The organism is Variovorax sp. BGA-UO-ETr-C22 (genome assembly GCF_059567965.1).
Window position 1 is genome coordinate 2,556,633 of the sequence record NZ_JCAQPA010000011.1, and the last position, 12,575, is coordinate 2,569,207.

Annotated in this window: 12 protein-coding genes; all 12 read left to right on the forward strand. The window is 66.6% G+C overall.

Annotation, left to right across the window (positions count from 1 at the left end):
* Positions 1-4: 4 nt before the first annotated feature.
* The 12 genes from serC to AC57B8_RS32030 all read left to right on the forward strand — a co-directional run bounded on the left by serC (position 5) and on the right by AC57B8_RS32030 (position 12,571).
* On the forward strand, positions 5-1,135 hold the full coding sequence (serC, locus tag AC57B8_RS31975) for a 3-phosphoserine/phosphohydroxythreonine transaminase (RefSeq protein WP_496481813.1): 1,131 nt from the start codon (positions 5-7) through the stop codon (positions 1,133-1,135).
* Between the two features lie 24 nt (positions 1,136-1,159).
* Positions 1,160-2,281 carry a prephenate dehydratase gene (gene pheA / locus AC57B8_RS31980; protein WP_159275245.1) on the forward strand — a complete coding sequence of 374 codons (1,122 nt, stop codon included), beginning with the start codon at positions 1,160-1,162 and terminating at the stop codon, positions 2,279-2,281.
* An 18-nt stretch (positions 2,282-2,299) separates the two neighbouring features.
* A complete protein-coding gene (locus AC57B8_RS31985; protein WP_496481814.1) occupies positions 2,300-3,193 on the forward strand; it encodes a prephenate dehydrogenase in 894 nt (297 codons plus the stop codon).
* Between the two features lies 1 nt (position 3,194).
* The gene (locus AC57B8_RS31990; RefSeq protein ID WP_496481815.1) at positions 3,195-5,213 is read left to right on the forward strand and encodes a bifunctional 3-phosphoshikimate 1-carboxyvinyltransferase/cytidylate kinase; all 2,019 of its coding nucleotides are present in this window, start codon (positions 3,195-3,197) and stop codon (positions 5,211-5,213) included.
* Positions 5,214-5,445: 232 nt separating this feature from the next.
* On the forward strand, positions 5,446-7,134 hold the full coding sequence (gene rpsA, locus AC57B8_RS31995; protein ID WP_062468664.1) for a 30S ribosomal protein S1: 1,689 nt from the start codon (positions 5,446-5,448) through the stop codon (positions 7,132-7,134).
* Between the two features lie 80 nt (positions 7,135-7,214).
* Positions 7,215-7,541 carry an integration host factor subunit beta gene (locus AC57B8_RS32000; RefSeq protein ID WP_056582668.1) on the forward strand — a complete coding sequence of 109 codons (327 nt, stop codon included), beginning with the start codon at positions 7,215-7,217 and terminating at the stop codon, positions 7,539-7,541.
* Between the two features lie 46 nt (positions 7,542-7,587).
* Positions 7,588-7,923, forward strand: a complete 336-nt coding sequence (locus tag AC57B8_RS32005; protein WP_062468665.1) for a LapA family protein — start codon at positions 7,588-7,590, stop codon at positions 7,921-7,923.
* A complete protein-coding gene (gene lapB, locus AC57B8_RS32010; RefSeq protein WP_496481816.1) occupies positions 7,913-9,091 on the forward strand; it encodes a lipopolysaccharide assembly protein LapB in 1,179 nt (392 codons plus the stop codon). The genes AC57B8_RS32005 and lapB overlap by 11 nt, the downstream gene beginning before the upstream one ends.
* A 137-nt stretch (positions 9,092-9,228) precedes the next feature.
* A complete protein-coding gene (locus AC57B8_RS32015) occupies positions 9,229-9,561 on the forward strand; it encodes a ComEA family DNA-binding protein (RefSeq protein ID WP_062468671.1) in 333 nt (110 codons plus the stop codon).
* Between the two features lie 162 nt (positions 9,562-9,723).
* Positions 9,724-10,692: a TRAP transporter substrate-binding protein gene (locus AC57B8_RS32020; RefSeq protein ID WP_062468673.1), complete on the forward strand. Its 969-nt coding sequence runs from the start codon at positions 9,724-9,726 to the stop codon at positions 10,690-10,692.
* Between the two features lie 3 nt (positions 10,693-10,695).
* The gene (locus tag AC57B8_RS32025; protein WP_095744336.1) at positions 10,696-11,229 is read left to right on the forward strand and encodes a TRAP transporter small permease; all 534 of its coding nucleotides are present in this window, start codon (positions 10,696-10,698) and stop codon (positions 11,227-11,229) included.
* Between the two features lie 28 nt (positions 11,230-11,257).
* Positions 11,258-12,571: a TRAP transporter large permease gene (locus tag AC57B8_RS32030; RefSeq protein WP_174250226.1), complete on the forward strand. Its 1,314-nt coding sequence runs from the start codon at positions 11,258-11,260 to the stop codon at positions 12,569-12,571.
* Positions 12,572-12,575: the final 4 nt, after the last annotated feature.

Consider the following 12,575-nt stretch of genomic DNA (forward strand, 5'->3'; position numbering starts at 1 on the left):
CAACGTGACCCAGCAGCAGACGCCGGCCGGCAAGCGCCCCTACAACTTTTCGGCCGGTCCGGCTGCCATGCCGGAGGCGGTGCTGCAACGCGCCGCTTCCGAGATGCTCGATTGGCAGGGCAGCGGCATGAGCGTGATGGAGATGAGCCATCGCGGCAAGGAATTCGGTGCCATCTGCACCCAGGCCGAAGCCGACATCCGCACGCTGCTGGCCATCCCCTCGCACTTTCACATCCTGTTCATGCAGGGTGGCGGCCTCGGCGAGAACGCCATCGTGCCGCTGAACCTGTCGCGCGGCGGCGTTGCCGACTTCGTCGTCACCGGCAGCTGGAGCGCCAAGTCGCACAAGGAAGCGCAGCGCTACTGCACCGCCCGCGTGGCGGCCAGCAACGCCGACAACCAGCACACGCAGCTGCCCGATCCTGCCAGCTGGCAGCTGTCTTCTGATGCCTCGTACGTGCACGTGTGCAGCAACGAGACCATCAACGGCATCGAGTTCCAGCAACTGCCCGACCTGGCCGCGCTCGGCAGCAAGGCGCCGCTGGTCATTGATTTTTCCTCGCACGTCGCCTCGCGCAGCGTCGACTGGAGCCGCGTCGGCCTGGCCTTCGGCGGCGCCCAGAAGAACCTCGGTCCCGCCGGCCTGACCATCGTGGTCGTGCGCGACGACCTGCTGGGGCACGCGCTCGAGATCTGCCCGAGCGCGTTCAACTACAAGACCGTGGCCGACAACCACTCCATGTACAACACCCCGCCGACCTGGGGCATCTACATGGCGGGGCTCACGTTCCAGTGGCTGCTGCAGCAGACCGAGGGCGCGCTCACCGGCGTTGCCGCCATGGAGCAGCGCAATGTCGAGAAGGCGAAGCTGCTGTACGACTTCATCGACGGCTCCGACTTCTACGCCAACCGCATCGACGCCAACTGCCGTTCGCGCATGAACGTGCCGTTCTTCCTGGCCGACGAGGGGCGCAACGAGGCCTTCCTGGCCGGCGCGCGCGAAGCTGGGCTGCTGCAGCTCAAGGGCCACAAGTCGGTCGGCGGCATGCGCGCGAGCATCTACAACGCCATGCCGTTGGCAGGGGTGCAGGCCTTGGTGGCCTACATGAGAGAATTCGAGCGATCGCATGCGTAGGCGCATGCCCTGTTGCTCGCACCGATGACCGCCTCTGCCCCCACACCACCCACCTCCCCCGACAATTCCGAAAGCCTGGCCGGTCTGCGCGTGCAGATCGACTCGCTCGACCAACGACTCCTGAGCCTGCTCAATGAGCGCGCCCATGTGGCCGAGTTGGTCGGCGAGGTCAAGAAGCGCGAAGGCACGCCCTTCTTCCGCCCCGACCGCGTCGCCGCGGTCATCGACAAGATGCAGAAAAGCAATGGCGGTCCGCTCAAGGACCTCCATGTCGCGGCCATCTGGCGCGAGATCATGTCGGCCTGCCTGGCACTCGAATCGCCCCAGCGCGTGGCCGTGCTCGGCCCCGAAGGCACCTTCTGCGAACAGGCCGCCATTGAGTACTTCGGCGGCGCCGCCGACCTGATCTACTGCGCCAGCTTCGACGAGGTGTTCCACGCCACCGCCGCGGGCAGCGCCCAGTACGGCGTGGTCGGCGTCGAGAACTCGACCGAAGGCGTGGTCACGCGCTCGCTCGACCTGTTCCTGCACTCGCCCACCCATGTCGTCGGCGAAGTCAGCCTGCTGGTGCGCCATCACCTGATGCGCAGCAGCAATTCGCTCGAAGGCGTCGAGGCCGTGCTGGCCCATCCGCAGGCACTGGCGCAGTGCCAGACCTGGCTGTCCAAGCACCTGCCCAACGCCGAGCGGCGCGCCGTGTCGAGCAACGCCGAAGGCGCGCGCCTCGCGGCCACCAACCCGGCCTGGGCCGCGCTGGCCGGCGAACGCGCCGCCACCCGCTTCGGCCTGCACATCGTGGCGCACGCCATCCAGGACGACTCCTACAACCGCACCCGCTTCTCCGTGATCTGCCTGCCGCAGACGCTGGCCATGCCGCCGGCCTCGGGCAAGGACTGCACGAGCCTGATCGTCTCGGTGCCCAACCGCCCCGGCGCGGTGCACGACCTGCTGGTGCCTCTCAAGGCCAACAACGTCTCGATGACGCGCTTCGAGTCGCGCCCCGCGCGCACCGGCCAGTGGGAGTACTACTTCTACATCGACCTCGACGGCCACCCCTCGCAGCCCAACGTGGCGGCGGCGCTGGCCGAACTGCGCGGCCTCTGCGCCTTCTACAAGGTGCTCGGCGCCTACCCGATCAAAGCCTGAGCCGAACGGACCGACGCGATGTTCGAGCAACTGGGATTGATCGGCTGCGGCCTCATGGGCGGCTCCTTTGCGCTCGCGCTCAAGCGCGCGAAGCTGGTGAAACGCGTGGTCGGCTACAGCAAGTCGCCCTCCACCACCGAACGGGCGCGCCAGCTCGGCGTGATCGACGTGGCGGCGCCCTCGGCACTGCTGGCGGTGTCGGGCGCCGACATCGTGCTGCTGGCCGTGCCGGTGGCCGCCTCGGAAGCCACCTTCAAGGCCATCCGCCACGGCATCTCGGCCGACACTCTGGTGATGGACGTGGGCTCGACCAAGGGCGACGTGATCGAGGCCGCGCGCAACGGCCTGCAAAAGCAGTTCGCGAACTTCGTGCCGGCGCACCCGATCGCCGGCAAGGAAGTCTCCGGCATCGAGCATGCCGAAGCCTCGCTCTTCACCGGCCGCCAGGTCGTGCTGACCCCCGTCAAGACCACGCTGCGCTCCAATGTGCAGCGCGCCTCGCAGGTGTGGAGCGGCATCGGCGCCAACGTCGTCACCATGACGCACGAAGAGCACGACGCCGCCTTCGCCGCCGTGAGCCACCTGCCGCACCTGCTGGCCTTTGCCTACACCAACGCCCTCATCAGCCAGCCGCAGGGCGACCGCTTCCTGAGCCTCGCGGGACCGGGCTTTCGCGACTTCTCGCGCATCGCCGCCAGCGACCCCGTCATGTGGCGCGACGTGCTGCTCGCCAACCGCGAGCAGGTGCTGCAACAGTCGCAGGCCTTCCGCAAGGCGCTGGAAGACCTCGAGACGCTGATGACCGCCGGCGACCTGCAAGGCCTGGAGCAATCCATCGCCGCCGCCAGCAAGGCGCGCGCCGCCTGGCGGCCGAATTCGAGCACCGACGCTCTGGCCCAGCAGGACAGCTGACATGTTCTCGACCGCTTTCCTAGACCTTCCGCCCCTCGCGGGCGCCGCCGGCACGGTCCGGCTGCCGGGCTCCAAGAGCATCTCCAACCGCGTGCTGCTGCTGGCCGCGCTCGCCAGCGGCACCACCACGATCCACGACCTGCTCGACTCCGACGACACGCGCGTGATGCTCGACGCCCTGCGCGCGCTGGGCTGCGGCATCGAGCCGGCCGGCAGTTCGCTGCGCATCACCGGCCTCGGCGGCCAGCTGCCGCCCTCGCTGGGCGCGACGTTGCTGCCGCTGTTCCTGGGCAACGCCGGCACGGCCATGCGTCCGCTGACGGCGGCGCTGTCGCTGCTCGGCGGCGAGTTCGAACTCAGCGGCGTGCCACGCATGCACGAGCGGCCGATCGGTGACCTGGTCGACGCGCTCACGCAACTCGGCTGCCGCATCGACTACCTCGGCAACCCCGGCTACCCGCCGCTGCGCATCCACCCGGTGTCGCACGACGAGCTGGCGCTCGGCGCACCGATCCGCGTGCGCGGCGACGTGTCGAGCCAGTTCCTGACCGCCCTGCTGCTGGCGCTGCCGCTCGCGGCGGCCCACGACATCGTGATCGAGGTCGTCGGCGAGCTGATTTCCAAGCCCTACATCGAGATCACGCTGAACCTGCTGGCCCGCTTCGGCATCACGGTGCAGCGCGACGGCTGGGAGCGCTTCACCATCCCCGCCGGCAGCCGCTACAGCTCGCCGGGCGAGATCCACGTCGAGGCGGACGCCTCGTCTGCTAGCTATTTCATAGCACTCGGCGCCATCGCAACGGGCGTTTCGGGCCGGAACGGCATCCGCATCGAAGGCGTCGGCGCGGCCTCGATCCAGGGCGACATCCGCTTCATCGACGCTGCCCAACAGATGGGTGCGCGGGTCGACAGTGGCCCGAACTGGCTCGAAATCCGCCGCGGCGCCTGGCCCCTGAAGGCCATCGACCTCGACGCGAACCACATCCCCGACGCCGCTATGACGCTGGCCGTCATGGCGTTGTACGCCGACGGTCCCACCACCCTGCGCAACATCGCGAGCTGGCGCGTGAAGGAAACCGACCGCATCGACGCCATGGCGAACGAGCTGCAAAAGCTCGGCGCCACGGTCGAGGCCGGGCCCGATTTCATCCGCGTCCACCCCCTCCCCGCCGCCGGCTGGCGGCCCGCCAGCATCCGCACCTACGACGACCACCGGGTCGCCATGTGCTTCTCGCTCGCGGCCTTCAACCCGGCCGGCGTGCCGGTGCGCATCCTCGAGCCACACTGCGTCGCCAAGACCTTCCCCGACTACTTCGAGACCTTGTTCTCGGTGGCTGATGCCGCCGAAGTGCCCGTGATCTGCATCGACGGCCCGACCGCCTCGGGCAAGGGCACGCTGGCGGCCGAGGTGGGGCGCCTGCTGGGCTACCACTACCTCGATTCGGGGTCGCTCTACCGCGTGACCGGGCTTGCCGCGCGCCGCGCCGGCCTGGAGGCCAACGCCGCGAACGAAGCGCAGATCGCCGCCCTCGCCGCCGCCCTGCCCCTGCAGTTCACCGAGGGCAAGGTGCTGCTGGCCGGCGAAGACGTGAGCGACGACATCCGCACCGAAGCCGCCGGCATGAACGCCTCGCGCGTCTCCGCGCTGCCGGCCGTGCGCGAGGCGCTGCAAGACCTGCAGCACCGCTTTCGCCGCCTGCCCGGCCTCGTGGCCGACGGGCGCGACATGGGCACCGTGATCTTCCCCGACGCGGCGCTCAAGGTGTTCCTCACGGCGGGTGCCGCCCAGCGCGCCGAACGACGGCATAAGCAGTTGATTTCAAAGGGTATTTCGACTACACTCGACAGTCTTCGCTCCGACTTGGAAGCACGTGACGCCCGGGACTCTTCCCGCAGCGTTGCACCTCTGAAGCCGGCGCAGGACGCTCGCCACCTCGACAACTCCCAGCTGTCCATCGAACGCTCGATCGACACGGTGTTGAACTGGTGGCAAGAAATTCAACCGTTCAAGTCCGCTTGAGCGGATTGAAGTGCAGCCTTTCAAGTCCGCTTGAAAGGCTTGCGTCTCCCGGGTGTTCCGGGTGGCGCCTACCGCTCCAGCAGGCTCCTTCCGCGCGACAGCGCACCGGCCTGCTGGTTGTTCAACCAACCGGGCTCACGCCCACAACCTAACCGCCGTCTACAGACCCACAGCAGCCGCACGCAATTTCGCAAGAGCGCCTGCCAACCCTGCCTGACGGAAGGAACCATAAATGTCTGAATCTTTTGCCGACCTATTCGAAGAGTCCCTGAAGCGTTCCGAAATGCGCAGCGGCGAGGTCATCACCGCCGAAGTCGTGCGTGTCGAACACAACCACGTCGTCGTCAACGCCGGTCTGAAGTCCGAAGCGTATGTGCCGATCGAAGAGTTCAAGAACGACAAGGGCGAACTCGAAGTCCAGGCCGGCGATTTCGTTTCCGTTGCCATCGGCAGCGTTGAAAACGGCTACGGCGACACCATCCTCTCGCGCGACACCGCCAAGCGTCTGGCTTCGTGGCTCGCCCTCGAGAAGGCCCTGGAATCGGGCGACTTCGTCACCGGCACCACCAGCGGCAAGGTCAAGGGCGGTCTCACCGTCCTGGTCAACGGCATCCGCGCGTTCCTGCCGGGTTCGCTGATCGACACGCGTCCGATCAAGGACCTGACCCCGTACGAAAACAAGACCCTCGAATTCAAGGTCATCAAGCTCGATCGCAAGCGCAACAACGTCGTGCTGTCGCGCCGTGCCGTGGTCGAAGCCAGCATGGGCGAAGAACGCGCCAAGCTGATGGAAACCCTGAAGGAAGGCGCAGTCGTGCGCGGCGTGGTCAAGAACATCACCGAATACGGTGCGTTCGTGGACCTCGGCGGCATCGACGGCCTGCTGCACATCACCGACATGGCATGGCGCCGTGTCCGCCACCCGAGCGAAGTCGTTCAGGCCGGCCAGGAAATCACCGCCAAGATCCTCAAGTTCGACACCGAAAAGAACCGTGTCTCGCTGGGTCTCAAGCAAATGGGTGACGACCCGTGGATGGGCGTTTCGCGCCGCTACCCGCAATCGACCCGCCTGTTCGGCAAGGTCACGAACATTGCCGACTACGGCGCGTTCGTCGAACTCGAACCCGGCATCGAAGGCCTGGTGCACGTCTCCGAAATGGACTGGACCAACAAGAACATCGCTCCGAACAAGATCGTCTCGCTGGGCGACGAAGTCGAAGTCATGGTCCTGGAAATCGACGAAGACAAGCGCCGCATCAGCCTGGGCATGAAGCAGTGCAAGGCCAACCCGTGGCAAGAGTTCGCTCAGAACACGAAGCGTGGCGACCGCGTCAAGGGCCCGATCAAGTCGATCACCGACTTCGGCGTGTTCGTGGGTCTGGCTGCCGGCATCGACGGCCTGGTTCACCTGTCGGACCTCTCGTGGAACGAAACCGGCGAAACCGCCGTTCGCAACTACAAGAAGGGCCAGGAAGTCGAAGCGATCGTGCTGGCTGTCGACGTCGACCGCGAACGCATCTCGCTGGGCATCAAGCAGCTCGACAGCGATCCGTTCACCACGTTCACCACCGTGAACGACAAGGGCCAGATCGTGACCGGCAAGGTCAAGACCGTGGACGCCCGCGGCGCTGAAATCGACCTCGGCGAAGACATCATCGGCTACCTGCGTGCTTCGGAAATCTCGCGCGACCGCGTCGAAGATGCCCGCAACGTGCTCAAGGAAGGCGACGAAGTCACGGCCATCGTGGTGAATGTGGATCGCAAGACCCGCAACATCCAGCTGTCGATCAAGCAGAAGGACATGGTCGACGAACAAGGCGCCATGGCCAGCCTGAGCCAGCAGTCGGCACGCGAAAACGCGGGCACGACCAGCCTGGGCGCCCTGCTGCGCGCCAAGCTCGACAACAGCGACAACAAGTAAGCTGAGTCCGAAGACAGAGGCAGGCCCCCGGGGCCGCTCTGTCTTTTTTTTCGTCCACGTTTTTCGTTTATGTTTGGCCTATGACCCGCTCAGACCTCGTCGAAGAACTCGCAGCCCGTTTCGCGCAGCTCACGCACCGCGATGCCGAATACGCCGTCAAGACCATCCTGGACGCCATGAGCGACGCGCTGGTGCGTGGCCACCGCATCGAGATCCGTGGCTTCGGCAGCTTCTCGGTCAACCGCCGTCCGCCGCGCATCGGCCGCAACCCGCGTTCGGGCGAGAGCGTGCAGATTCCCGAGAAGCGCGTGCCGCACTTCAAGCCGGGCAAGGCGCTGCGCGAAGCCGTCGACGCGAAGACCGCTGAGCTCGATGCAGGCAAGGAAGCCGCCGGCCGCAAGGCCTGATGCAAATGAATGCAAACGTAGAATGCTCCCGGCAACGGGAACAGCTATGAAGTACCTCCTGTGGCTGCTCAAGGCAGCCATTTTTTTTACGCTCTTCGCCTTCGCGCTGAACAACCAGCACGACGCGACCGTCTACTTCTTCTTCGGAACCCACTGGCGCGCGCCGCTGGTGCTCGTCGTGCTCGCGGCCTTTGCCGGCGGGCTCGTGGTCGGCGCGCTGGGCATGCTGCCCGGCTGGTGGAAACACCGCGCCGCCGCGGCGCAAGTGCCTGCCACCACCGAAGCCCCCTCGCCCGCACCGCTGGCCACTGCGACCGCCTCCGCGGCAACGCCGTCCATCTCCGCCACCGACCTTCCCGCCGTACGTCAACATGGACTTTGATCCCAGCTGGCTGCTGATCGGCCTGCCCGTCGCCTTCGTGCTGGGTTGGCTCGCATCGCGCTTCGACATCCGCCAGCTCAAGCTCGAGAACCGGCAGGCGCCCAAGGCCTACTTTCGCGGCCTGAACTTCCTGCTCAACGAGCAGCAGGACCAGGCCATCGACGCCTTCATCGAGGCCGTGCAGAACGACCCCGACACGCAAGAGTTGCACTTCGCGCTCGGCAACCTGTTCCGCCGCCGCGGCGAGTACCAGCGCGCCGTGCGCGTGCACGAGCACCTGCTGGGTCGCGGCGACCTGAGCCGTGCCGACCGCGAGCGCGCACAGCACGCGCTGGCGCAAGACTTCCTGCGCGCCGGGCTGCTCGACCGCGCCGAAGCGGCGCTTCAAAAGCTCGAAGGCACGCGCTACGAGAACGAGGCCCGCCTCGCGCTGCTGGCCATCTACGAACGCTCGCGCGAATGGGCGCAGGCCGCCGACGTGGCACAGAAGCTCGACGAGTCCGACCAGGCCAGCTACAGCACGCGCCGCGCCCACCACCTGTGCGAGCAGGCCAACGAACGCGTCGCGGCCGGCGACCTGCAGGGCGCCAGCGACCTGCTCACGCAGGCCCGCGCGCTGGCACCGCAGGCACCGCGCCCGGCCATCGACACCGCCACCTTGCAGCTGCGCAACGGCGAAGCCGCCTCGGCCTTCGACACGCTCGAAGGGCTCAGCGACACGGCGCCGCTGGCGCTGCCGCTGTATGCCGCGTCGCTGCAGAAGGCCGCCGTGGCCGCGCAGCGCGAAGGCGAGGCGCTGGCATTGCTGCAACGACGCTATGCCGAGTCGCCGTCGATCGACGTGCTCGAAGCGATGATCGCGCTCGGCGGCACACCCGACGCCACGCCATCGGACACGCCCACCGAAGCCCCCACGCCGCGCGACAGCTACATCGCACACCTCGCGCACCAGCCCTCGCTGGTCGCCGCCTCGCGCTGGCTGGCTGGCGAGCGCTTCGAGCACGAGCAGTTCCACCCGCAGGTGCAACGCGCGCTCGACCAGGCGACCCGTCCGCTCATGCGCTACCGCTGCGCGGCCTGCGGCTTCGAGGCGCACCAGTACTTCTGGCACTGCCCCGGCTGCCAGGCCTGGGACAGCTACCCACCGCGGCGCGTGGAAGAACTCTGACCACGGTTCAGAACAATCGTCACACGGGGCCCTGGGCCCCGTTTTCACGTCAACTGCCGCGCGCGCCCTCTCGTTGAGCCGAAGCCGATATTCCTGTCGGCATAGCCATACCAACGATTGAAGAGGGAGTTTTCACCATGTTCAAGAAAGTCATCGCCACGCTCGCCATGTGCTTCGCGGCCGTCTCGTTTGCCGCCGTCGACGCCAACAAGGGCAGCGCCGCCGACCTCGACGGCCTCAAGGGCGTCGGCCCCTCGCTGTCCAAGCGCATCCTCGACGCGCGCAAGGAAGGCGAGTTCAAGGACTGGCCCGACCTCATGCAGCGCGTGAAGGGCGTGAAGGAAAAGAGCGCGGCCAAGCTGTCGGCCGAAGGCCTGACGGTCAACGGCCAGAGCTTCAACGGCGCGGCGGCACCGGCCAAGGCAAGCAAGGCCGCCAAGGTGGCCGAGGCGAAACCCGCCAAGCAGTGACCTCGCCCTGAAACGAAGAAACCGCCCCCGAGGCGGTTTTTTCATGCCCGCGCCGGGTGCCGCATCGACACCACATGGCAGGGAAATGCCTCAGCGAATGGCCCGGAATTTGCACGTATGCTTTTCTTTCATTCAGCTTTGACTACATTCCGGAGCGCGTCCATGAATCACAAGTTCGGCATTGCCCTGGCGGGCCTCACCCTTGGCGCCGCCGCCTTCGCGCAAACCAAGTGGGACCTGCCCACCGCCTACCCCGCGACCAACTACCACACCGAGAACATCACGCAGTTCGCCAAGGACGTGGACGCGGCCACCGGCGGCAAGCTGAAGATCACGGTGCACGCCAACGCGTCGCTGTTCAAGGCGCCCGAGATCAAGCGCGCCGTGCAAAGCGGGCAGGCCCAGGCCGGCGAGATCCTGCTGGCCAACTACGCCAACGAGAACCCTATCTACGCACTGGACGGTGTGCCCTTCTTGGCGACAACCTATCCCGAAGCCCGCAAGCTCTACGACGCCTCCAAGCCCGCGATGGACAAGCTGCTGGCCGCCCAAGGCATCAAGGTGCTGTTCGTGGTGCCCTGGGCGCCGCAGGGCATCTACACCAAGAAGGAGATCGGCTCGGTGGCCGACCTGCGCGGCATCAAGTGGCGCGCCTACAGCCCGGCCACGGCCAAGATCGCCGAGCTCATCGGTGCGCAGCCCGTGCAAATCCAGCAGGCTGAACTGAGCGCCGCCATGGCGACCGGCGTGATCGAGAGCTACATGAGCTCGGGCTCCACCGGCTACGACACCAAGACCTTCGAGCACATCAAGAACTTCTACGACACGCAGGCCTGGATTCCGAAGAACGCGATCCTCGTGAACGCCAAGGCCTTCGATGCACTCGACGCCGCCGGCAAGGCCGCCGTGACCAAGGCCGCAGCCGATGCCGAGGCACGCGGCTGGAAGGTCGCGCAGGAGAAGAACGACGAGTACAAGCGCCTCCTGGCCGAGCGCGGCATGAAGATCCACAAGCCCTCGCCCAAGCTGGACACCGACATGCGCCAGGTCGGCGGCATCATGCAGGCCGACTGGCTCAAGGCGGCCGGTGCAGACGGCGCGGCGATCGTCGACGCCTACAAGAAGAAGTAAGCCGTGAGGCGCTTCCTCGACCGCCTGTACAACGGTGCCGGCGCGCTCGGCGCTTTCTGCGTGTTCCTGATCTTCGTGCTGATGATCGTGGCCGGCGTGGGCCGCCAGATGAACTGGCATGTGAGCGGGCTCAACGACGCGGTGGCCTGGCTGTGCGCGGCGGCAGCCTTCTTCGCGATGGCGCACGCCTTTCGCCACGGCGACTTCGTGCGCGTCACGCTGCTGCTCGATGCCGTGCCGCCGAAGGTGCGCCGCGTGCTCGACGTGGCCTGCCTGCTGATCGCCGCCGTCTCGGTCGCCTACCTGACTTACTGGGCCACCAGCTTCACGTACGAGAGCTACGAGTTCAAGGAAATGGCCACGGGCCTGCTCGTGATCCCGATCTGGATTCCGCAGTCGAGCTTCGTGATCGGCTGCTGGCTGCTCTTGATCGCCATGGTCGATGAGCTGGTGGGTGTGGTGCGCGGCGAGAAGCCCAGCTACCAGCGCGCCGTCGAGGAGCGCCACGCGGCGGGCGACTTCTCTTCCGACGTCTGACCGATAACGACAACAACAAAAGACACCGATGCTCGAAACCCTTTTGATGGGCGCGCTGCTGCTCGGCATCATGCTGTTGCTGCTCGCCGGCGGCGTCTGGATCGCCATGACCCTGGCCATCGTCGGCTGGGTCGGCCAGGCCTTCTTCACCAACACGCTGCCGGGCAAGAACCTGTTCTCGGCCTTCTGGGAAAGCAACGCGAGCTGGGAGCTGGCGGCGCTGCCCCTGTTCATCTGGATGGGCGAGATCCTCTTCAGAACCAAGCTCAGCGAGGAGATGTTCGAGGGCCTGCGCCCCTGGCTCAACCGCGTGCCCGGCCGGCTCATGCACACCACCATCCTCGGCTGCGGCGTGTTCGGCTCGGTCTCGGGCTCCTCGGCCGCCACCTGCGCGACCATCGCCAAGGTGGCGCTGCCCGAGCTCAAGCGCCGCGGCTACAACGAGAAGCTGGCCATCGGCTCGCTGGCCACGGCCGGCACGCTGGGCATCCTGATTCCGCCCTCGATCACGATGGTGGTGTACGCGGTGGCGGCCGACGCCTCGATCATCCGCATCTTCCTGGCCGGCTTCCTGCCGGGCTTCCTGCTGATGCTGCTGTTCTCGGGCTACATCGGCTGGTGGAGCCTGCGCCACCCCGACCAGGTGCCGCCGGCCGATCCACCGACCACCTTCATGGAGAAGATCCGGCTCTCGGGCAACCTCATTCCCTGCGCGCTGCTGATCGTGTTCATCGTCTGGGTGCTGGTGGCCGGCTGGGCCACGGCCACCGAGTGCGCGGCCTTCGGCGTGCTGGGCTCGCTGGCCATCGCGGCCTACGGCAAGAGCCTGACCTGGCAGAACTTCAAGGACGGGATCATGGGCGCCACGCGCACCAGTTGCATGATCATGTTCATCCTGGCCGGCGCCGCCTTCCTGACCAAGACCATGGCCTTCACCGGCATCCCGCGCGAGCTGGCCGAGTGGGTCGACAGCATGCACCTGTCGCCCTATGCGCTCATCGGTGCGCTGGTGGTGGTGTACCTCGTGCTGGGCACGGCGCTGGACGGCATCTCGATGATCGTGCTGACCAGCGCGGTGGTGCTGCCGATGATCCAGAAGGCGGGCTTCGACCTGGTCTGGTTCGGCATCTTCGTGGTGCTGCTGGTCGAGATCGCCGAGGTCACGCCGCCGGTGGGCTTCAACCTGTTCGTGCTGCAGAACATGACCGGAAAAGACAGCAACGTGATCGCCAAGGCGGCCATTCCGTTCTTCTTCTGCCTCGTGCTGTGCATCGCGCTGATCACGCTGTTCCCGGGTATCGTCACGATCCTGCCCGACCTGGTGATGGGCAAGGAGAAATGACAGT

Bases quoted from the DNA above. Each gene is read 5' to 3' on its own strand.
- pheA (WP_159275245.1), top strand. From the start codon at position 1,160: ATGACCGCCTCTGCCCCCACACCACCCACCTCCCCCGACAATTCCGAA.
- AC57B8_RS31985 (WP_496481814.1), top strand. From the start codon at position 2,300: ATGTTCGAGCAACTGGGATTGATCGGCTGCGGCCTCATGGGCGGCTCC.
- AC57B8_RS31990 (WP_496481815.1), top strand. From the start codon at position 3,195: ATGTTCTCGACCGCTTTCCTAGACCTTCCGCCCCTCGCGGGCGCCGCC.
- rpsA (WP_062468664.1), top strand. From the start codon at position 5,446: ATGTCTGAATCTTTTGCCGACCTATTCGAAGAGTCCCTGAAGCGTTCC.
- AC57B8_RS32000 (WP_056582668.1), top strand. From the start codon at position 7,215: ATGACCCGCTCAGACCTCGTCGAAGAACTCGCAGCCCGTTTCGCGCAG.
- AC57B8_RS32005 (WP_062468665.1), top strand. From the start codon at position 7,588: ATGAAGTACCTCCTGTGGCTGCTCAAGGCAGCCATTTTTTTTACGCTC.
- lapB (WP_496481816.1), top strand. From the start codon at position 7,913: ATGGACTTTGATCCCAGCTGGCTGCTGATCGGCCTGCCCGTCGCCTTC.
- AC57B8_RS32015 (WP_062468671.1), top strand. From the start codon at position 9,229: ATGTTCAAGAAAGTCATCGCCACGCTCGCCATGTGCTTCGCGGCCGTC.
- AC57B8_RS32020 (WP_062468673.1), top strand. From the start codon at position 9,724: ATGAATCACAAGTTCGGCATTGCCCTGGCGGGCCTCACCCTTGGCGCC.
- AC57B8_RS32030 (WP_174250226.1), top strand. From the start codon at position 11,258: ATGCTCGAAACCCTTTTGATGGGCGCGCTGCTGCTCGGCATCATGCTG.